Genomic DNA, 20,598 nt, shown 5'->3' on the forward strand with positions numbered 1-20,598 from the left:
TGAAAGATGAGCTTCTCCAGACAGCAGAGCAAGGAAATCCAAGAAGCTTTAGCTTTGGTTGAGTTCTGCAAAGCAGTGTAGATGAAGCTAAACAGGTGGGTAGTTCACGTTCGCAAACGATAACCTATTCCCCTGATTGTTTCAATGCGATCGCTACCCAACTTTTTCCGCAAGTGACCAATATAAACATCAACAATATTGGAACCCGGATCGTAATCATAACCCCAAATGCGGTTAAGTAATTGTTCGCGACTCATAACTTGCATCGGGTGACGTAAAAAGACTTCTGCCAAAATAAACTCACGAGTGGAAAGCTCAACTAACTTATCGCCTACCCAAACCTCTCGTGTAATTAAATCTAAAGCAATATCCCCTACTCTCAAGATTGTTTCTTCTTTGACTCTAGGTATGTGATGGTTCCGTAACTGTACCCGAATACGTGCCAAAAGGACTTCAAAGCGAAACGGTTTGGTAATGTAATCATCGGCACCACCATCCAACCCTGCAACCGTATCATCTACACCGTCACGGGCAGTTAAGACAATGATGGGGAAAGTTTCTCCCCTTCCCCTTAACTCTTGCAATACATCCAAACCATCTTTATCTGGCAAACCCAAATCCAGAATTAACAAGTCAAAATTGTTACTGTTCGCCATGCTCAAGATGTCACGAGCCTTAGTGGCTACTGTGGTTGTGAACCCGTGTGCTTGTAACCCGGTTTCCAGAAAGGCTGTGATGCGAGGATTGTCTTCGGCGATAAGAATCCGATTCATTAATTCGGTGGTTTTCTTCGTCAGAAGCAAGGGGAATCACGATAGTGAAAGTAGACCCATAACCCAGTTGACTGGAAAGCTCTACCCAACCACCATGTGCTTGAGCAATAGCTTGCACAATTGCCAGCCCCAAACCGTGTCCTTCACATTGGTCGTCGTTGGTTGCCCGCACAAAACGCTCAAAAATACGTTTTTGGTCTTCTAGGGCAATTCCTTCTCCAGTATCGCTTACCCAAATGTAAGCAAAGTCCCCTTTAACAGAGGAACCAAGTGTAATAGTATCATTATTATTTGTATGGCGAACTGCATTCTGAACTAAATTCATGATCGCTTGAGTTAACCGCTGACGGTCAACCATAATCGGGCTCAATCCTTTAGACTCCAAACGCCAATCTCGATTGGCGAGGGATCTCGCTTTCAGATAAAGTTCTTCCGTCAACCAGTCCAGTTCTTCTGGCTTGAGCCTGAGAAAATCCGGGCGTTCTGTTTTTGCTAGTAGCAGTAAATCATTCACCAGGCGACTCATGCGGTCTAACTCATCCATCACCAATGCAATAGTCACCTGCTGTTTTTCTGGATAAAACTGTAGCATTTCCAGATGCCCTTGAATAACCGTGATAGGAGTTCGGAGTTCATGACTGACATCATTAAGAAACTTTTGCTGGCTATCAAAGGCAAACTGAAGCCGATCCAGCATCTCATTAAAAGTTTTGGTTAACTCGCCAATTTCATCCGCCCCTTTTACTGAAATCCGCTGTGTCATATCTGACTCAGTAATTGATTGGGCAGTTTTAGTGAGCAAGCGCAGGGGATACAGGACTCTACCAGCCGTAACCCATGCTAGTAAGAAAAAGATCAGCAGGACAATTAATGTTACCTGGGTGACTAAGAAAATAGCGTTTGTTCCTGCTTGGAAGGTAGTTGAAGCATCATGAATTGCAATCAGGACACCCCTTTCTCCACCGACATTCACTGAATGAGTTACATAACGGATTCTTTGTGTAGAAGTTTGTATGTAACCTTTATTTGGGCTTTTTGGCTGAATCCATTGCCCTACCAAGGCTGGATACTGCTCTAAAAGTTCTGAAGGTAAAATCGGGCTGTATTTGTAGATGCGATCGTTAATGAGGGTGATAACATACTCATTACGTGTAGGAGCATAGCTAGCTAAGAATTTATCAAATAGTGCAGCAGTATCCACGGGTTGTCCCGATTTTTTTGCACTGTACTGGCTTGCGAGCAACTTAAATCGATCGACTTCTTTAATCAAAGAAGCGTCAGATCGTGCTTTTAGGTCATCACAGTATATTTGGCGGGTTGCTTGGATGGAAAACGTCGCCGTACAAGCGGTCAATAGAAAGTACCAGACTAAAAGACGGGCGCGGACGCTGTAGAAAGTTCTGCGCCATCCTTGTGGAGGCATATACTTTGGTGCCATTCCTGTAAACTTGCTATTTGCTTGATATTTATTTGCCATTATTCTACAATTTTGCCTAACAAGATACAGTGTCGGCAAGCCGGGTAAATCACCAGTGAAGCTTTGGTGAAAAAATTTTCATGTTTTTTAATAAGGCAAGTAGAACATTTGACAGATATCTAGACCTGCCATAAACTTATATGCTACGACCTGGATTTAAAGTTTTCCTATTCTAATTGTAATTGAACGTGGCTCAAAACTACTGCCGTGCCAAGCTCAGAGGTAAATCCTTTAAAGGGCAAGACTTAACAGGTGCAGACTTCTCGTATTCAGATATTCGAGGTGCTGATTTCACAAATGCCATCCTTAAAGGAGCCAACTTCAGCCATGCAAAAGCAGGACTACAAAGACGTTGGGCAATTGCCTCGCTCATAATTGCATTACTGATGTCAGCAGTGTCCGGATTGCTATCGGCTGTTGGTGGTTCTTTAGTGGGATATATCCTGGCTAATGGCAACCGTGAAAATACTGTCATTGCTGTAATAAGCATAACAGTATTGCTAATCTTTTTTCTCATCACTATTCGCCGAGGAGTAGCAGCAGCTTTTGGCTTTTTGACAGTGGCAGTCGCATTAACTGGCATAGCAGCAGTGGCATGGGCTGGGTTAGTAGCACTGGCTTGGGTTAGGACAGGCACTGAAACAGGGGTTATGGAATTAGCAGGGGTAGTGGCTGTAGTCGTAACCGGGGCTGTGGCAGTGATAGTAGTGGCAACAGGTGTCGTGATAATAGCAGGGGCAGCTGTCATAGCAGGGGCGATCGCTGGATTAGGGGCAGTCGCAGTTACAATCTCAGTAGCAGGGGCTGTTGCTGGAGCAGTAGTGGTAGCTGTCGTAAAGGTAGGTGGTTTAGTAGTAGGAGCACTGGCAGCAACAGTAGCAGTATCGACAATATTACTGTCAGCTGACATTAGTTGTCGCGCTCTATTTGAGGATGAAAAACAAACCTGGGTTCGCAATGTTGCCCTCGACTTGGTAACAAGACGTGGAAGCAATTTTCAAGGAAGCAATTTGACAGATGCTGACTTTACACGGGCAAGTTTGAAAAACTCCAATTTCCTCAAATCTACAGTAACGCGTACCTGCTGGTTTCAGACGAAAAAGTTGAATCGTGCTGACGTTAGAACAACCTATCTTGAGGATAAAAATCTACGACAACTGTTGGTGACAAAAGATTTACAAAACAAAAACTTTGATGGCTGGGACTTGCAAGGTATTAATTTGCAGGGTGCAAATTTGGCAGATTCTAGCTTAATTGCAGCTAAACTGAATGAATCGAACCTACAAGATGCAAATCTTTCCCGAACCAATCTTATAGAGGCGCAACTAGACAACACGGATTTGAGAGGTGCAACTCTGACAGGTGCATATATTGGCGGTTGGCGCATTACTCCAGAAACCAAACTCAATGGAGTTAAGTGCGACTATATCTTTATGTGTGTACCCACAAAAGACAACCCCAATCCCAATCGCCTACCCCCTAACTGGGATGAGATATTTAAAGACGGTGAGTTTCCACAATTGATAAGTCCAGCATCAACTAAACCCGTAAGGAGTCCCACACCGTAATCTTTGATTCGGTGTCGGGAGGAATTACGGGCTTCATTTGTTGCGTCCTGCGACCAATTCTTACCGGAAGAAAGGCAGAGGGCAGAGGGCACGAGAACCTGGTTCGACAACACAATGTAGAGACGCGCCATGGCGCGTCTCTACACGCGTATTTTTTATACATTATTAAGTATTATTATCCAGGAAAAACCTTGGCTAAATCAAGAGATAAGTCAGGAAAATGAGGAAGTACTATTGTCTCATTTTGCAGTACAATTCGCTTGACCCGGTAATCAAATTTACCTTGTGGTTTCTGATAAGGTTCACTGTAAGTTTCCAAACAATTTTCAGGCAAATTAAACAGCCAATAATGAGTAATTCCTGCTTCAGCGTAAAGGGGTAATTTAACTTCTTGGTCGTAAGCTAAAGAAGAATCCGCAATCTCAATCACAAGAAAAACTTCTTCGGGAGTTGGATGGGCAGATAGATAATCGTCACCACGATTGCGAACAATAGCAAAATCAGGTTCGGGTTCGCCGTCTGCGGGTAAAGTAATTGGAGATTGGTTTTGCAAAGTAGCTCTATCGCTTAATAACTTGGGCAATTCTCTTAAAAGTCTGCGATTACAAGCTTCGTGGGCTGTTCCCTTTGCTACCATTTGAATAATTTGTCCGCGAATTAACTCGACCCGGTCATCTTCACTAAAAAATCCCAGTTCTATTAAACGATGGTACTCGGCTATTGTGAAATGTTTGGGAGTTGAGAGGGTCATAGGTAAACCTGTAACAGAGACGTAGCACGCTACGCCTCTAAATTAATTCACATTCTTATTTTAGAAGAACGGCACCAGCATCAATGGCGGTACGAAAGAGACTGTAGGGTTTTTCCCGAAGGTCTTTGCCGTTGTGAAAATTAGGTTGGCGGTGCAGCTGATTGGCAATAAAGTAAAGGTGCCCATTTTGAGCTACTGAAAGTGTATCTGGCCACAAAACTCGTGGGTCGTGGGTTACCGTTTCGTACATTCCATTGGGAAGACGGCGCAGAATTGCATTATGCTCGTAATTTGTTACATAAATCCCATTTTTATTATCGGACTCTAGTCCATCTGAAGCGCCACCTTTATCACCGTGGTCAATTACGGTTGCTGCAACCTGCTCATCGGATATCTTCTCATTTGCCAGTGCATCAACGCTAACACTGTAGAGCTTTCTACCCATAAGAGGACAGTAAAACAGCCTTGAACCATCGCTGCTAATTGCAATGCCATCTGCACCAACTTTCAGCGGGCTGGGTGGTTGACCTGGGGGTTTGGACATAAATGGCTGACCCTCAACTATGGGCAAAAACTGACTGATATCTTCCGCCTTAGTAGATGGATGGTCGTTTAGCCGTCTCCAACTTTTGCCTGAAGCCAAATCAACCACAATGATACCGTTTGAACCACTTGAGGAGGAATCGGTGATAAATGCTATTCCTTCTTTTCCACGTCTTAGGTCAAACCGGACATCATTAAGATAGGTGGTTTTTAAAGCTACATTTTCAGGAAACAAAATTCTTTTGAAGATCCGATTCGTTTGCAAGTCAACTCCAATGAGCTTTGGTCCTCCATAGGAAGTTGGAGCAAATTCGATGCTTCCCGTATCCAAAATCCACAAACGGTCTCTCGGATCGACCACTACGCTTTGAACGGAAACTAGGGATTCTGATGGTTTTGCTGAGTTAGCAACATTTATCTCTGTATTGGGATAAGCCACAGCACGCCCGTTTCTCACTTCCGCCACTGTGAAATCGACCTTGTCGCCCCAGCGAGGAAAGTTAACAAATATACGCCCTTTTTGGGATACCGTAACTCCAGTAGGCATTGAACCATTAAAACTAGCAACCAACTCTAACTTTCCAACGGTTGTCTCTTGTGGGACAGATGGGGATGCTTGTGTAGGAATACTGAGTGCCAAGATAAAAATTGTTATGCTTGTTGCTATAACAATTAAAAGTAAGTTACGCTTTGGCATTTTTGTTGATTGTATTGACAATCTTTATGATATGGGGAATGCAACGTGTATACGACCTGTACGCAGGTAGCTGCTCAGTTGATGATGTACTAGCTGTTGGGCATCAAAATGGCAAACACGCTAAGTTTCATAACCGGGCGGACTTTGCCATGTTCCCACTACCTCAGCCAGTTCTTTCGCGATCGCTAACAGTTCTCGGTCTCGCCATCGCCTTCCCACTATTTGAACGCCTATTGGTAAACATTCTTGACTATATCCTACGGGTATCACAACCACAGGATTGCCTGTCAAATTGAAGAGCGGGCTGTGACTCAAGCCCCAAACATTATAGGGAAGAGTTTGTTCATCTACCGATAGCACCTTTACCAGACTGTCAAGGTTACTTGATATCTTGACATGCTTAAAGGCGGGACCGCAAGTGACCGGGCACAACCAAGCATCCCATTCTGATAAAAATGTTTCCACCTGTCCAATAATGGTATCTCGCCGATTGAGTGCTTCTGCATACCGTCTGAAATTCAATCTTCCCCCTCGCAAAATCCCTTGTGCCAGTGGATTCTTGGACAGTTTTGCAGATAACCCAATTGCCAGTAAAGGAGCTAGCGATCGCACCAATGGAGGTTCTAGAACACCAACTTCCGTTCCCAGAATCTCACCAAAGGTTTGTAAAGCCAAGGCAAAGTCAAGTTTATGAGGCTTAGTACGCTCTACACGACAGCCCATGCTCTCTAACTGGATTGCCAATTTTTCCAAAGTTAGCCTAGTGTCAGCAGTGACCGGAATCCCGCCAAAGTCATCTGTCCAAGCAAAACGATAGGTTTTGAACTCCCGTAGAGACAAAGTTTCTGCTGGCGACGAACCAACTTCCCAGTCCCTTCCATCTTGTCCTTCAATTAAAGATAAGCACAGACTTAAATCTTCAACCGATCGTGCTAGAGGTCCAAGCACCCGCAGATGTCGAACCGATTTAAAAAGCCCTCTGTCTCTGGCGACACAGCCCGCATTAGAAACGCGATGCTCGGTGGGTTTGAGCCCAAAGATACCGCAAAAATGGGCAGGAATGCGAATCGAACCACCGATATCTCCTCCAATATCAAGAGGTGATAAGCCTGCTGCAACAGCTGCACCTCCCCCACCCGAACTACCACCAGGTGTATATTCTAAGTTCCAAGGGTTGTTGGTACGACCAAAAATTGGGCTATCGCTCTGAATTCCTTGAGCAAGCATTGGCAGATTAGTTTTGCCTAAAATAATTGCTCCTGCTCCTCGCAAGCGGGAAACGACGGTGGCATCTTTCTCTGGGATGTAGTTCGCCAAGGGTGGGTAACTGCTTGTAGTTCGCAACCCCGCAGTTTCTATATAGTCCTTGATGGTGACAGGTAAGCCATGAAGTACACCCCAACTTTCTCCTTTAGCAAGGGCTTCGTCCGCTGCTAATGCCCTCTGCCATGCACCTTCTTCATCAAGTGTGACAATTGCATTCAACCGAGAATTGTGTTTGGCAATCTGCGCTAAATGTGCTGTTAGCACTTCAACAGCAGAAAAGGTGCGCTCGCGAATGCCTTTTGCTAACTGATGGGCTGGCATGAAAACCAGATCGCTCATGGCAATGACTCCAACTTAGATTGCACTGAAAGTAGAACGCCGACAACAGTTTATGTCGAATTGTACACCTTCCGCTAGTAGTAACTATTGAAAAAGCCCGATTGCTTTGAGTGCAACCGAGCTTTGAGATTAAGTTATAACAGTTTTAAGTAAGTAGGCGAAATCAAATATAAGTATACTAGCCGCCATTTGTCTTTTGTCCCCGGTCTTTTGTCCTTAACAATTAGAAGACAACAGGGAGCAGAGAATTAATCGACTTGTTCCAGATTAACTTTAACAACCTTGTTCTGTTCTTCTACTTTCTTAGGCAGTGTTAGATTTAAAATACCATCTTTGTACTCTGCTTTAACATTGGTATTGTCAATCTTTGCAGGCAGAGGAATAACACGCTGGAACTTACCATAGTGGAATTCGCTACGAGTCATACCTTTTTCTTCAATCTTGGCATCAGATTTGCGTTCTCCACTGATAGAAACAGCATTTTCTGTGACTTGAATATCTAAATCTTTGGCTTCCATGCCTGGAACTTCTAACTTCAGATGAACCACATCTTTTGTCTCGCTCAGTTCAGCTGCAGGCACTCTGGCAAACCCCGTCCAACCTGTTGGAGCTAGTGTTTCATCGAACAAGCGATTCATTTGTCTTTGTAGACTGTTGAGTTCTTGCCAAGGATTCCGACGAACTAACATACTGTTTTTCTCCTCTAAATGAGAATTTTGTTTACCAACCAACTGCAGGAGTTAAAAACTTTCCTTTGATTCCCATATTATTGTTTGGCAAAAGCTTCGTAAGTACGGGTCTTTTGAATAAAAAAATCGTAATGACCACACAAGTTTTCAAGCAGTAGTCAGAATCAATATTTTCGTTATTGCTGGGCAGTGCCCACCCTACTTTTATTGGGAATGAGGCAAGAACTGAACTCTGGTATCAACTAGAGCGTAAAAACCGTTCTTATTATGGTTCGGTTCTACGGACTGTGCTGCACTAAATGCTTTGATAGATTGTATATAACAACAACGAAGCCCTACATAACTCAATTAATTATGCATAACTCTCATAACCACTCAGAAGTCCCAGGAACTGAAACCAAAACTCATTTTTGGCAGTATATTCAATCCATGAATCCGGAAACAATTGCTCAGCTTTCTCAACCAGCGTCACCGGAAGTGTTTCAAATCATAGAACGTACAATTACTGGTATGCTGGGGACTTTACCTTCTGAAGACTTTGATACGATGATTACGACTAGTCGGGAGAATTTGGGAAAAATAATAGCATCATCAATGCTTAACGGCTACTTCTTGCGTAATGCAGAGCACCGAATGGAATTGGAGAAGTCTTTGAATTTGGCTGGAGTTAGCTCTGAAGATGAGGCGTAGTAATTTCAATATTATCTCATGTAGTTGTCAGGGCGAACGGTCGTTTGCCCCCACCAACATACTTCATTTACCTGAAAATACTGTAATAAACCTCAGCCTAAAGCTGAGGTTTTCTGTTTAAATATTTTACGTTGCTGTATGTGTCAATGTGACTGGTTCAGTCACTTGCTGACTAATGGTGGGCGGTGATGGCTTGCGACGGTCGAAGTCACGCAGTAATCCCATGAGGGCGGGAACTACAGTTGGGGTAAGGATGGTAGAGAATGCCAGACCGCCGGTGAGGACAACGCCCAATCCTTGATACAGTTCTGCACCTTGTCCCGGTACGACTGCTAAGGGCAACATACCAAGCACGCTGGTTCCGGCTGACATAAAGATGGCTCGCAGGCGATCGCGTGTTGCATTGTACAAAGATGCATCGTAGTCCTGCCCCTCGTCTTGTTGTAATTGTAACGCCCGGTCTACTAATAGAATCGCATTGTTAACTACAACACCAGTCAGAATAATAAAGCCCAAGGCGGTAATCATATCTAGAGGTACAATCAAACCGGGAATGCGGTTAGCAATCACCAGGCTTAGCAGTGCGCCACTCATCCCCATTGGTACCGTTGCCATAATAACGACTGGGTAAAGGAAAGAGCGATACAGCGCTACCAACAACAGGTAAGTAATTAACAATGAGAGTACAAAGGCAGAAGCTAACTGAGAAACTGTTTCTGCCAACCTGTCTGCAGAACCCGCTAATTCTAGACGATACCCTGCAGGTAAACTAGCTCGTAACGGTGCTAGAATTTCCTTTTCTGTTTGTTCTACCAAAGCACCTAGAGGTGCATCTGGTGCGAGGGAGGTTGTCAGGGTAATGGATCGCTCCAAGTCCACATGGTTAATCACATCAAACCCTGTGGTTTCATTCACCTCTGCAACATCGCCGAGCTGCACCTGTTGACCGCGAGTTGTATAAATAGGTAGTTGGCGCAGTTGTTCTGGTGTCTGAACAAAAGTATTCTTTAATTCTACCGATACGTCTAGCTCTTCTTTCCCGTCTATAAAATCTGAAGCAATACGACCACCCAGTGCAGCTTCTACCATTGTTCCGACTTCAGCTTCCGATAAACCTACCTCAGAAAGCCTTTCCCGATTGGGCATGACTTGAAGTTCTGCTGAGCCCGCAACAAAGTTAGAGCGGACATTGCGAACCCCTGGGTAATTTCGCAGTTTGCTAGTAATTTGTTTTTCTAACTGACCTAACTGCTCCAAGTCCGAACCTACAATTTGAATCTCAAATTCCTTTCCTGGGTCTTGGAAGATAGAAAAACGGGTGGGAATGAGGAAACGATAACCCACAAAGTTATTACTTTGAGCACGCATCCTATCTACCATCTCAGCCAACCCATTGCTTGTAGCAAATTCAGGCTTGAGGGTTGCGGCAATTCCTCGCCGTCCAGGGCGTTCGATAAACATGACGTTCTGGACTTCTGGTTGCGATCTGAGAAAGTTTCTTGCGGGTTCTGATAAGCGGACGGCTTCTTGGACGCTCGTTCCCGGTAGTGGTTCTGCTATCCAAAACACTAGGTTGCGGTTTCCTTCCGGTAGATAGTCTGCGGGTGGTAGCAACAGAATACTAGCAACCAAAAGAGCAACAGGAAGCGATAGGACGAACAATCTACGTTTGAATCGACCTCGTCCTAGAGACCAACTTACGGTTTTTGCTACGAACGCTTCTAACCTGCTTTGAAACTTGAGAAAGATAGAAGATGTACGAAATACCGCCCACTCGAACCAGGAAGAGATTGCAGCCAGTATATTATTTCTTCTTGGTTCCCTGACTCTCCTATTTCTAACTTCTCCCTGGAGTACCTGCAGAGCATCCGCCTGAGTTAAAAACAGCCCCGATAGCATTGGTACTAAAGTTAAGGCGGCAAATAGGGAACTGAGAGCAGCTGCTGAGATTGCGATCGCCATATCAGCAAATAACTGTGCCACTTCTCCTGTTACTAGTATTAGAGGCGTGAAGACTGCAATGTTGGTTAAAGTTGCAGCCAGCATTGCTCCTCCGACTTCCTGAGTCCCCTTAATAGCAGCTTGCAGTGGGCTTTTACCCTGTTGCATATGGGTAAAGACATTCTCAATGACCACGATTGCATTGTCCACAACCATTCCCGCTGCAAACCCCAGAGCTGCCAAGCTGATGATATTCAGGGTTCGTCCTAGTAAGTGCATCACAATAAACACAGTCACCAAGGTCGTGGGAATTGTCAGTGCGACGACTGCTACTGTCCGCATAGAACTTAAAAACAGTAGTAACACAATAGTTGCAAGCACTGCTCCGCTGACCAGGTTTTCTTGCACTAGGGCAACGGATTGGTTAATATAATTACTTTCATCATAGTTGTAAACAAAATCAATTCCTTCTCCTGCACGGTCAAATTGTGCTTCCAACTCTACTAATGTTGCTCGGATTCCCTTAGCCACTTCCGGCACATTTGCACCCACTCGCCGGATAATACCCATAGCAACTGTGGAATTGCCATTAAAGATGAGTGTACTTTCTAGGGGCTTGCGACCCATTTGCACTTGGGCCACATCTCGTAGGTAAACCGTACCTGAATTATCTCGCCGCAGAATAAATCCTTCAATTTGCTCAAGCTGCTGCGAACGACTTACAGTACGAACTCGATACTCCCGTCTACCTAAAACTAAGGGACCGCCTCGGATGTCACGGTTGTTTTCTCGCAAGACACGAACAACGTCCCCAATGGTTAGGTTGCGTTCGGCAAGAGCTTTAGGGTCAACCCTGACTTCTACTTCTCTCTCTCTTCCTCCGGGAATGATAAACTGTCCTACCCCTTCAACTCGCCGCAACCGAGGCACAATAACGTCTTCAACAAGGTCGCGATAGCGATCGGGGTTACTCTTAAAGCCTTCTTTAGGAGCTAGGGCAACCCACATCATTGGCGAACTGTTACCCCCCACAAGTTCTACGTCTGATTCATTTGCTTCTTCTGGGAGGTCTTCTACCTGCTGCAATTTGTTCAGTACGTCCACCAGACGCTGGTTAACATCACTATCCCAAGTGAATTCTAGGGTGATGCTGCTAATTCCAGCACGAGAACTGCTGGTAATTTCCTGTACCCCCAGAACTTCTTCCATCCGTTCTTCTATTGGGCGGGTGATCAGGTCTTCTACTTCTGAGGGTGCGGCACCGGGATATAAGGTTGTAATGGTAATTTCTGGGCGATCGCCTCCTGGTTGCAATTCTAGAGGCAGATTCAACAGCGACATCACACCAAACAGAGCAAGCAAGCAAAACAGTACAAAGGTACCGTGCCGCCAGCGAACAGCGGTTTCTATGAAGTTCATAAATTATTGCTCCGTTATCTTGACAGAGGCACCATCTGTTAAACCGTCCCCACCTTTTAAGACAATGGGTTGCCCTGCTTGTAGTTGGGGATGGGCAATCGCAACTTTTTCTCCCATGTCAGCAACCAATTCCACCTCGTGCTGTTTGGCTTTTCCATCTGCAACTGAAAAAACCAGCCACTGATTTTGCCGTCTTGTCAATGCATCACGGGATACAACATAGCTCCGGGTATTTGCTGGTATTTCCAGATTGCCTGTCACTGCCATACCCGATAACAAACCAGAAGGCGGATTGTCCAATCGCACTCTCACCCTTTGCCGTCTTGATGTTGTATTTGCTGCTGGAACTACACTTGTTATCTGGGTGCGCCCCCGCCACTGAGGCAAAGCCCGAGTTGTCAATTCCACGGTGGTTCCTGGTGTGACTCTACCGCTGAGTTCTTCTGGCAATTCTAAAAAGATATCAAGTTGATCGCCAGCCACTAAACTAACAATTTGACCTCCATTCTGCACTAAATCACCAGCACTGACCAGCCTTTGTTGCACTACACCAGCTGAGAGTGCTTGAATACGAGTTCTTTGGAGGGCAAGTTTAGCCTGATTGACAGCAGCTGTTGCAGCAGCTACATTTGCCCGTTGTGCGTCAATTTCTTCACGGATTGGACCTGCTTTAGCTTCTTCTAGAGCCGCCTGTGCTGCAAGCCGTTCACCTCTTGCGTTATCCAATGCGGCTTGAGCCTCTACTAACAATCTTTTGGCAAGGGCTCCTTGTTGTACGAGTTCCGTTGAACGTTGAAGGTTATCTTGGGCTTCTTGCTCGCGTGCTGTGGCGGAACGCAGTGTTGCTTGCCGTTGGGCAATGATTTCCGGACGCGTACCAACCTCAAGTCGGGCAAGGTTACTGCGCTGTTGTGCCAATTCTGCTTGTGCTTGTGCAATTGCCAATCGCTGATCGGCATCATCTAAAATAGCTACAGTCATTCCGGGAGTGACACGATCGCCTGGTTGTACCAAAACTTGTCGAATCACACCACTGGTTTGAGCCCGAATGGTTGCTTGTTGGCTGGATTCTACTTGACCTAAAAGCTGAACGCGTCTTGTTCCAATGCCGGGAGAAAGTTTCACAACTGCAACCGGGCGGGGCGGTGATGCTTTAGCTGCTACAGATTTAGGCGCAACAGATGCAGGAGAAAACATTCGCCAAATTATAATACCAGAAGTTGTCAATAACAGTACTAACAACATCAAAAGCCAAGGCTTTTGAGGACGAGAAGGCAGTTCTAATTGCCCAGTGTTGTCCGAGCAATTATCGGTAATTGGGACTTCGGGTTCAAAAGTTTTCATAAATTAAATACTAAAAAATAACGAATAAGGAGGTCGGTAACAAACAACGTAACTGGTAAGGACTGTCCTTAGTCATTCGTCATTTGTCATTGGTAAGGGTTTCAGATGTATTTACATTTTGTAACGTATTTCTATTTATTCACGCCGACTCACTGAATTTGCAATTCGTAATTCGTGACCTGATTGCGAATTACGAATTATAAATTACGAATTAACTTCTAGGGTTTCCTTGGAGATTGGCTGGTACTTGTGCTGGAATAGTCCAGAAGTAAATGGTTCTACCATCTACTTGCAATGTTTTTTCCGGTTTCCAGTCACCCATGTCAAAGGCATGAGATACGATACGGGTACCGGGTTTAAGTTGCTTAAACAGTTGGGATCGCAGCTTGACATTGAGTTCGGGCAGCAGGTAGAGGGTGATGACTGTTGCATCACTAAAGTCAGTTGTAAACAGATCCTGCTGGAGGAATTTCACCTTGTCAGTTACACCTGCCTTTTGAGCATTTGCATTCGCTTCTTTAATGCGTTCTGGGTCAATATCGATACCAATAGCTTGGATACCATATCTCTTTGCTGCGGTGATGGGAATTCGTCCGTCGCCACTACCAAGGTCGTAGAGTTTATCATTTTTATTCACCTTGGCGACTTCCAGCATTTTATCTACAACCTCTTGAGGTGTGGGTACAAAGACCACATCGGGTTGCCTTTGTGCTAGTTCAGTTGTGGGAGAAGACTGCTGTTGGACTGGAACAGCAGCAGGAGAGGTCTCACCTTGTTCTTGAGAACTCATTTCTTGTGCAGTGCAACCAGCCAGCACTAGGCTACTTACACTTATTGCTGTCAACAAAACTTTTAAAAAAGGCTGCGATCGCATATTATCTTTCTCCATTCGCTTATATGTTTGTGGAAGTAGAACGTTTGCGGTTTAAAAGCAGCAAAGGAATACCTGACAACAGCACCGCTACACCAAGCTTGCCTCCGATAACCCCCTCGGTCAGACTGGCTGCATAAGTTAGGCTCGAATAGAGCAGGTACCCACAAATGGTACAAAATAGCAATGGTGTCGCTGGATAAGCAGGTACGCGGAAAGGACGGGGTACATCTGGCTCTCGAAATCGCAGCACGATCAGTGCCACTCCAGATAACAGAAAAAAGAACCAGAACACTGGCGTGGTGTAGTCCACCATTGTTTTAACGCCTTGGCGAGTGAAAGCACCCAAAAATACCAACGCCAAGGAAATCGCCCCTTGAACTAATAAAGCATGAATTGGAGTACTACCGCGCTCTTGCCAGCGTCCCATAAAGCCAAATATGGAAAAGTCCTGCCCTAAAGCATAGTTAGTTCGGGCACCAGTAAAAATGGTTGCATTGGCAGTACTCAAAGTTGCGAATACAACTAAAATACTTACGAGTCTTGCCGCATTTTCTCCCACTGCACGACGCATCAAATCAGCGGCTGGGGCCTTTGACTCCGCTAACCCCTGCAGCCCTAAACTTTGGAGGTAAGCGAAATTAGTCAATAGATATATAACTGTAATGATGGCAATACTGCCTAATAACACCCGCACCATATTGCGCTTTACTTGTCGCACTTCGGCTGAGATATAAGCAGCTTCGTTCCATCCACCATAGGTAAGTAGCACAAAAATCATTGCTTGCCCCCAAATGGTCTTGGAACCAGTTGCTATTAAGTTATTTGCGGGTATTGGTTTAGCAAAGACAATACCGACAACAATCACAAGTAGCAAACCCACGACTGTTGCTACTGTCAACCAATTTTGCGTCCGCTTGCCTTGCTGCACGCCAAGAATGTTGAGACCTGTAAGACAAACTACTGCTCCTGCGGCGTAAATATCTACAGAGTAGTCTCCCAGGCGGAGTAATTGAGAAGCGTAGTTTCCAAAGACAAACGCTAGCAAAGCGATGGAACCAGTTTGAATGACAGTTAGCCGTGCCCAAGCAAACAAAAAGGCTGGAATTTTTCCAAAGGCACGCATTAAGTAGTAATAAGTTCCACCCGCGTTAGGATAGGCAGTTGCCAACTCAGCATAGCAAAGAGCGCCAATCAAGGACATCACTCCACCTAGCAACCATGCCAGCAGTGCAAACGCTGCACTTTCCATATTTTGTGCTACGAAAGCCGGAAACTCAAAGATGCCCGCACCAATGACTATGCCAACGATCAGTGCAATTGCATCGATGGTTGAAAGCATAGGCTTTGGTGCTGATACTTTTGTTACCATAAAATAAATCGCCTGGAAATTTTGGTAATCAGCAGGGAAGAATCATTCTAAAGCTTAAGTTGCTGTTGGAGTATTTTGCAATCCGCTCTAAGGTATGCTGTTGGTCTCTACAGCCTCCTAGGGCGATACTTTCGATTCGTTGGACTTTTTTTACCGTCCAACTCATCCAAAGACTTTATTAAGTATGGTTAAGCTGTATGAATTCGTAGTGAATGTTTTGTGAAAAAAAATTTATGTTTTGTTTATACTTCGGGTCTTACAGTGAGTTTTCATACGAGAAACTAGGTCTGCTCTCGTGAAAAACTAAGTTCCTGTCGGCGCACCTTTTAAATTTTGTCAAATCTAGTTTTTAGAAAGCTTAGAAACCTTCTATAGTTCGCTCGAAGAACTTTCCATTGAGCAACGGTATGTAAGAGAATGAATGTCAAAAACGTGTAGGCGAGCCAGAAATGAGAGTTTCTTGCTATACTTACGATCGCAGAGTTTTGCGGAAATATGTCTGGTAAAACAAGACCAAAAAATTTTACGTTCTGACTTTTATAAGAATTAGACAGGAAAAAACCAGTGATAGGAACTGCCCACATGAAGATGTAGAGGCTGGTGTGTAGGGAAACTGTCTTCAACCATTCCTTAGTCATCTTTGGCGAGCGTTTTGTGTATTTGCTCCACCACACACGCAGCAGAATAAATATCCGTAAAGTCAATAAAGCCATCGTCAGAACACCAATAGATTTATGCAAGTCATAAAGGAAATTTCTAAAAAATACTTCTCTAGGTAGTTGCGTCATAAACGAACCACCAATAAATAGCACTAAATATAATCCTGCCATTGTCCAATGCAAGGACATCAGTTGCTTAAAAGCAGAATTAACTCTAAATCTAGGAAGCCCTGTTTTAACTGGCTGTAATGTACTCATAAACTAGGTTTCAGTGGCTCATATACCGCTCGTGTTACATTTCTTAGTATTTACAAGCTGTATAAATTGGTCATGAAAAGTTTATGAATAATTTTTCACATTCAATCTTCATCATCAGCTGAAGTTGTTCCAAGTTCTTCGTCTTGTGGTTTTTCAGACACAATCACAAACTCAGTCTCGCTTTTGGGCTCCTTAGCCCATTGGTCTAAAACATCTTTAATGAGGACTTCTTGTACCCAAATTTTGGCTACAACCGTTAGGGGCAGTGCTAAAAATAATCCTAAGAAACCAAAAAACGTGACAAAAAACAACTGGGAGATTAAAGTAATCGCTGGAAGCAGCGACACTTGTTGCTCCATGACAATAGGTGTGATAAAATTACTCTCAATTTGCTGAATGACAAAGTAGAGAATCAAAACAGCAACGACTTTCCAAGGGGCATCCAATAAGGCGATCGCCATTGCTGGAACTACACTCATGGTAGGGCCAAGATTGGGAATCAAGTTTAAAAATCCTGCTAAAATACCTAAAGCTAGGGCTGAACGAACGCGCAGCACCGATAAACCAATAACGCTCATCAGTCCTACCACACTCATGGCAATAAAAGCACCCGTAACCCATCCCTCCAAAGAGACTTCACATTTATCTAAAATGCCATCTACCCGTCGCCTGTAAAAACAAGGAAACAATCGCACAAAGACTTTGCGATAAGCTGAAGGGTTAGATAAGAACATCCCTGTTAAAACAAGCACTAGCAAAATCTTGAGTAGAACTTCTAGCGAACCAGACACAAAGGCGAAGGAACTCCCCACGACACGGTTGATTATGGGTTGTGCTTCTCTACTTAAGGTATTAATGTCAGGTATATATTGAGTGAGTTGGGTGGGAAGGCGGCTTCGCAATTCATCCAACCAAGTATTAAACAGACCCAACCCTCTGGGAACCTGTCTTGTCAATTCCTGAAACTGATCTGCAAAGGGTGGCACAATCAGCCAGAAAAAGCTCACTATTGCAGCTATAAATATGCTAACAGAAAAGAATACAGCAACTCCACGCTTAATACCCGAGCGTTGGAACCGTCTAGCCAGCCGATTTAAGGTAGTTGCCAGTACAACTGCGGCAAATATCAGTAAAAGTACTTCCCTTATCTGCCACAAAGTATACAATGAAAGAACTATGGCAATTAAGCCAATCCATTGACCTAAATTCACTCCTGGACTCCCGACTCTGAAAGAGTTGCTGTAACCTTTAAACAGTTAGCTTTTTGGTATCTAGCAAAAAACAGTTTGCTGTCATATAATCAAATAGGTTAGCCGATTCTAGCAATTCCCGCGTAGAAGCTTTTTATTAATTATTCTGGTTTTGGAATCGCCATAACAACACACTTCCCACAATCACCGTTGGTAGAAAAACAATAATCAGGGCATTGGTTGCTGTGGGTGGAATGGGTAGATTTGGAAGAGCATACTTAATCAAGACAGAGAGCCCAGCCGAGAGTAAAAGCACTTTTAGCACAAAAATAAGCTGATTTTGCATAGTTATGACACAAGTACGGCAATTCGCATTTATTTTGTGGTGAAGACACGAAATAGAAGTTTAGCATCCAGTCTTTACAATAAGTTTCAAGCGGAGCAAGAAAAAATATTTTGCATCGTGGTTAGTAGTTGGTGGTTAGTAGTTAGCGATCGTACTTACTGCTGTAGGAGTGGGGCTACTAAAGTACTCTCTAACTACAATACAGCAACCTAATTGCTTAAACCCGCCCCTACTAACAATCTTAAAGTGGAGGGAACAGAGAAAAATGCCAGTTGAAACCGATAAAAAACGTCAAATCAAACCGCCGAGACTAAGACAATTTGGTGGTAGCTTATTGATACTTTTGACTTTTCTTCTACTGCTTAACTTTATTGTTCCCAGTTTTTTTGGTCCTAGATTACCACAAGTTCCCTATAGTGACTTTATCGCTCAGGTACAACAAGGTAAAGTGAATCGGGCGATTGTGGGTAACGAGAGCATAGAATATGTCCTGGAAACCCAAACTCCAGAAGGTAAACCCGCCGAACAGGTACTTGCGACCAGACCAGTGGCGCTCGACTTAGACCTACCAAAAATTCTGCGCGACAATCACGTAGAGTTTGCCGCACCACCACCCGACCAAAATGGTTGGATTGGTACTTTGCTGAGTTGGGTTGCCCCACCGTTAATTTTCTTTGGTATTTGGGGCTTTTTCTTAGCGGGTAGCCTATAAACTACAACATTAATAAAGCTGCCAATAGAAGCACCTAGGGCGAATACTATCAAACTCGCCTGGAGGATGATGAAAATGTCCATTTTGTCATTTGTCCTTTGTCATTTGTCCTTTGTGAGACCAGTCCTGGGGATTCCCCGTAGTAGGAAACTGGCTAACCCAAAGAGCCTGTTGTCCAAAGTTATACTCTCAACTTGCGACCAATGACCAATGACCAATGACCAATAACTAATTAGTACATATAGGATTCGATTTGATTCAGTGGAATAAAACACTCATCCGGCAGGAGAACAGGTTGGTTAGTAAAAATCACTTTACCTCTGTGATTATACCGATTAATTGCTACTCCTGAAGCTTGTCCGGTCATTTCGGGATGTACCTCACAGTAAGTGTGGTATATTTGCCCAGCGGCTCTAATGACGGTTGGATCTATCAAAGCTGGCTGGTTTTTTTGATTGCTGTAATTTGCCTGTCCTTGTTTTAAAGCGTACACCACGCACTGAGTCTTGTTGTAGGTTTGTCTTATAGTTTATCCGAAAGTTTCAGCAACGGTTGCCAAAATTTCCAGTTCTTGCTTTTAAAGTTACTCTTCTTCGAGAGCTTGAATCAGGGCATCGCCCATAGCGCGACAACCCAAGAGATTCATGCCCGGAGACATTATATCTCCAGTGCGAGCACCTCTTTGTAAAACTTGTAACACTCCTTTTTCAAGGCAATCTGCTGCTGCCGATTCGTTTAAACCATATCGGAGCATCATTGCAGCGCTTAAAACCTGCGCTAGGGGATTGGCTTTGTCTTGTCCTGCAATATCAGGGGCGGAACCGTGGACGGGTTCAAATACTCCAGGACCAGAAGCACCTAAACTCGCAGAGGGTAACATCCCAATACTGCCGGTGAGCATAGCAGCTGCATCCGAGAGAATATCACCAAACAGATTTCCCGTGACGATAGTATCAAATTGTTTGGGATTGCGTAACAACTGCATGGCTGCATTATCTACATACATATGAGAGAGCTGCACATCCGGATACTCTTGGGCTAGTTGAGTTATGTGGCTTCTCCAAAGTTGAGAAACTTCCAATACATTTGCCTTATCCACAGAACAGAGTTTGCTCTGACGTTTCCGCGCTGCTTCAAAAGCTACACGCCCAATGCGATCGATTTCAGATTCGGTGTAAGCCATTGTATTCACACCTCGCTTCTCACCAGTTTCTGTGGCAAAAATCCCCTTTGGTTTACCGAAGTAAATGCCACCTGTGAGTTCGCGCACCACCAAAATATCAACGCCTTCAACAACCTCCCGTTTTAAAGACGATGCATCAATCAATTGGGGTATTATTTTCGCAGGTCGCAAATTGGCAAATAATTCCAACCCCGAACGCAACGCCAATAAACCTGCTTCTGGACGAAGATGAGATGGTAGGGAATCCCATTTGTAACCACCAATAGCTGCTAGTAGAACAGCATCACTATTGCGACACGTATCTAATGAGGCTGCTGGTAAGGGTTCCCCCGTTGCGTCAATGGCAACACCACCAATCAATGCTTCCTGAAATTCAAACTGAATATCAAATTTTTTCCCTACGACTTTCAGCACGTCTACCGCTACTGCAATAATTTCAGGTCCAATGCCATCGCCAGGGAGTAAGGTAATGCGGTATTGCTGTGCCATAGTTTGTCTTAACTGGGTAAA

At 44.3% G+C, this 20,598-nt stretch carries 17 protein-coding genes and 2 pseudogenes; 3 read left to right on the forward strand and 16 right to left on the reverse strand.

Annotation, left to right across the window (positions count from 1 at the left end):
- Nucleotides 1–104 precede the first annotated feature (104 nt).
- Nucleotides 105–773 carry a response regulator transcription factor gene (locus tag ACYRY3_RS28795; protein WP_460205098.1) on the reverse strand — a complete coding sequence of 223 codons (669 nt, stop codon included), beginning with the start codon at nt 771–773 and terminating at the stop codon, nt 105–107.
- Nucleotides 676–2,250: a sensor histidine kinase gene (locus ACYRY3_RS28800; RefSeq protein WP_460205099.1), complete on the reverse strand. Its 1,575-nt coding sequence runs from the start codon at nt 2,248–2,250 to the stop codon at nt 676–678. Before ACYRY3_RS28800 ends, ACYRY3_RS28795 begins: the two co-directional genes overlap by 98 nt.
- A gap of 188 nt (nt 2,251–2,438) precedes the next feature.
- Here ACYRY3_RS28800 and ACYRY3_RS28805 point away from each other — a divergent pair, with 188 nt between their 5' ends.
- Nucleotides 2,439–3,818 (forward strand): pentapeptide repeat-containing protein, encoded by a 1,380-nt coding sequence (locus ACYRY3_RS28805; RefSeq protein ID WP_460205100.1) that lies wholly within the window; start codon nt 2,439–2,441, stop codon nt 3,816–3,818.
- A gap of 175 nt (nt 3,819–3,993) precedes the next feature.
- Here the strand turns inward: ACYRY3_RS28805 and ACYRY3_RS28810 are convergent, their stop codons facing one another.
- From ACYRY3_RS28810 to ACYRY3_RS28825, 4 genes are all read right to left on the reverse strand, one after another.
- Nucleotides 3,994–4,569: a Uma2 family endonuclease gene (locus ACYRY3_RS28810; RefSeq protein ID WP_460205101.1), complete on the reverse strand. Its 576-nt coding sequence runs from the start codon at nt 4,567–4,569 to the stop codon at nt 3,994–3,996.
- Between the two features lie 55 nt (nt 4,570–4,624).
- Nucleotides 4,625–5,809, reverse strand: coding sequence for an L-dopachrome tautomerase-related protein (locus ACYRY3_RS28815; protein WP_460205102.1), 1,185 nt, complete (start codon nt 5,807–5,809; stop codon nt 4,625–4,627).
- Nucleotides 5,810–5,929: 120 nt separating this feature from the next.
- Complete coding sequence (locus tag ACYRY3_RS28820) at nt 5,930–7,414, reverse strand: amidase (protein WP_460205103.1); 1,485 nt, start codon at nt 7,412–7,414, stop codon at nt 5,930–5,932.
- A gap of 248 nt (nt 7,415–7,662) precedes the next feature.
- Nucleotides 7,663–8,103 carry an Hsp20/alpha crystallin family protein gene (locus ACYRY3_RS28825; RefSeq protein ID WP_460205104.1) on the reverse strand — a complete coding sequence of 147 codons (441 nt, stop codon included), beginning with the start codon at nt 8,101–8,103 and terminating at the stop codon, nt 7,663–7,665.
- 354 nt (nt 8,104–8,457) lie between these two features.
- Here ACYRY3_RS28825 and ACYRY3_RS28830 point away from each other — a divergent pair, with 354 nt between their 5' ends.
- Nucleotides 8,458–8,793: a DUF760 domain-containing protein gene (locus tag ACYRY3_RS28830; RefSeq protein WP_460205105.1), complete on the forward strand. Its 336-nt coding sequence runs from the start codon at nt 8,458–8,460 to the stop codon at nt 8,791–8,793.
- A gap of 126 nt (nt 8,794–8,919) precedes the next feature.
- On the opposite strand, the gene ACYRY3_RS28835 is transcribed toward ACYRY3_RS28830, so the two are convergent.
- The 7 genes from ACYRY3_RS28835 to ACYRY3_RS28865 form a co-directional block, all read right to left on the reverse strand.
- Entirely contained in the window at nt 8,920–12,153 is a 3,234-nt protein-coding gene (locus ACYRY3_RS28835) for an efflux RND transporter permease subunit (RefSeq protein ID WP_460205106.1), read from the reverse strand.
- A 3-nt stretch (nt 12,154–12,156) separates the two neighbouring features.
- Nucleotides 12,157–13,497 carry an efflux RND transporter periplasmic adaptor subunit gene (locus ACYRY3_RS28840; RefSeq protein ID WP_460205107.1) on the reverse strand — a complete coding sequence of 447 codons (1,341 nt, stop codon included), beginning with the start codon at nt 13,495–13,497 and terminating at the stop codon, nt 12,157–12,159.
- A 211-nt stretch (nt 13,498–13,708) separates the two neighbouring features.
- On the reverse strand, nt 13,709–14,371 hold the full coding sequence (locus ACYRY3_RS28845; RefSeq protein WP_460205134.1) for an SAM-dependent methyltransferase: 663 nt from the start codon (nt 14,369–14,371) through the stop codon (nt 13,709–13,711).
- Nucleotides 14,372–14,390: 19 nt separating this feature from the next.
- Entirely contained in the window at nt 14,391–15,740 is a 1,350-nt protein-coding gene (locus ACYRY3_RS28850) for an APC family permease (RefSeq protein ID WP_460205108.1), read from the reverse strand.
- A 326-nt stretch (nt 15,741–16,066) separates the two neighbouring features.
- On the reverse strand, nt 16,067–16,657 hold the full coding sequence (locus ACYRY3_RS28855) for a cytochrome b (protein WP_460205109.1): 591 nt from the start codon (nt 16,655–16,657) through the stop codon (nt 16,067–16,069).
- A gap of 101 nt (nt 16,658–16,758) precedes the next feature.
- Nucleotides 16,759–17,868, reverse strand: a complete 1,110-nt coding sequence (locus ACYRY3_RS28860; RefSeq protein WP_460205110.1) for an AI-2E family transporter — start codon at nt 17,866–17,868, stop codon at nt 16,759–16,761.
- 136 nt (nt 17,869–18,004) lie between these two features.
- Nucleotides 18,005–18,193 carry a hypothetical protein gene (locus tag ACYRY3_RS28865; RefSeq protein WP_460205111.1) on the reverse strand — a complete coding sequence of 63 codons (189 nt, stop codon included), beginning with the start codon at nt 18,191–18,193 and terminating at the stop codon, nt 18,005–18,007.
- A gap of 265 nt (nt 18,194–18,458) precedes the next feature.
- Here ACYRY3_RS28865 and ACYRY3_RS28870 point away from each other — a divergent pair.
- A pseudogene (locus ACYRY3_RS28870) lies at nt 18,459–18,890 on the forward strand (ATP-dependent metallopeptidase FtsH/Yme1/Tma family protein); the annotation flags it as partial.
- Here the strand turns inward: ACYRY3_RS28870 and ACYRY3_RS28875 are convergent.
- The 3 genes and pseudogenes from ACYRY3_RS28875 to leuB form a co-directional block, all read right to left on the reverse strand.
- Nucleotides 18,890–18,988: pseudogene (locus tag ACYRY3_RS28875) on the reverse strand (prepilin peptidase); the annotation flags it as partial. The pseudogenes ACYRY3_RS28870 and ACYRY3_RS28875 overlap by 1 nt on opposite strands.
- A 149-nt stretch (nt 18,989–19,137) precedes the next feature.
- On the reverse strand, nt 19,138–19,398 hold the full coding sequence (locus ACYRY3_RS28880; RefSeq protein WP_460205112.1) for a hypothetical protein: 261 nt from the start codon (nt 19,396–19,398) through the stop codon (nt 19,138–19,140).
- A 90-nt stretch (nt 19,399–19,488) separates the two neighbouring features.
- Entirely contained in the window at nt 19,489–20,577 is a 1,089-nt protein-coding gene (leuB, locus tag ACYRY3_RS28885; protein ID WP_460205113.1) for a 3-isopropylmalate dehydrogenase, read from the reverse strand.
- Nucleotides 20,578–20,598 lie beyond the last annotated feature (21 nt).

Source organism: Scytonema sp. NUACC21 (assembly GCF_054684315.1).

Bases quoted from the DNA above. Each gene is read 5' to 3' on its own strand.
- ACYRY3_RS28800 (WP_460205099.1), bottom strand. From the start codon at position 2,250: ATGGCAAATAAATATCAAGCAAATAGCAAGTTTACAGGAATGGCACCA.
- ACYRY3_RS28820 (WP_460205103.1), bottom strand. From the start codon at position 7,414: ATGAGCGATCTGGTTTTCATGCCAGCCCATCAGTTAGCAAAAGGCATT.
- ACYRY3_RS28830 (WP_460205105.1), top strand. From the start codon at position 8,458: ATGCATAACTCTCATAACCACTCAGAAGTCCCAGGAACTGAAACCAAA.
- ACYRY3_RS28815 (WP_460205102.1), bottom strand. From the start codon at position 5,809: ATGCCAAAGCGTAACTTACTTTTAATTGTTATAGCAACAAGCATAACA.
- ACYRY3_RS28845 (WP_460205134.1), bottom strand. From the start codon at position 14,371: ATGCGATCGCAGCCTTTTTTAAAAGTTTTGTTGACAGCAATAAGTGTA.
- leuB (WP_460205113.1), bottom strand. From the start codon at position 20,577: ATGGCACAGCAATACCGCATTACCTTACTCCCTGGCGATGGCATTGGA.
- ACYRY3_RS28825 (WP_460205104.1), bottom strand. From the start codon at position 8,103: ATGTTAGTTCGTCGGAATCCTTGGCAAGAACTCAACAGTCTACAAAGA.
- ACYRY3_RS28865 (WP_460205111.1), bottom strand. From the start codon at position 18,193: ATGCAAAATCAGCTTATTTTTGTGCTAAAAGTGCTTTTACTCTCGGCT.
- ACYRY3_RS28850 (WP_460205108.1), bottom strand. From the start codon at position 15,740: ATGGTAACAAAAGTATCAGCACCAAAGCCTATGCTTTCAACCATCGAT.
- ACYRY3_RS28840 (WP_460205107.1), bottom strand. From the start codon at position 13,497: ATGAAAACTTTTGAACCCGAAGTCCCAATTACCGATAATTGCTCGGAC.
- ACYRY3_RS28795 (WP_460205098.1), bottom strand. From the start codon at position 773: ATGAATCGGATTCTTATCGCCGAAGACAATCCTCGCATCACAGCCTTT.
- ACYRY3_RS28810 (WP_460205101.1), bottom strand. From the start codon at position 4,569: ATGACCCTCTCAACTCCCAAACATTTCACAATAGCCGAGTACCATCGT.
- ACYRY3_RS28855 (WP_460205109.1), bottom strand. From the start codon at position 16,657: ATGAGTACATTACAGCCAGTTAAAACAGGGCTTCCTAGATTTAGAGTT.
- ACYRY3_RS28835 (WP_460205106.1), bottom strand. From the start codon at position 12,153: ATGAACTTCATAGAAACCGCTGTTCGCTGGCGGCACGGTACCTTTGTA.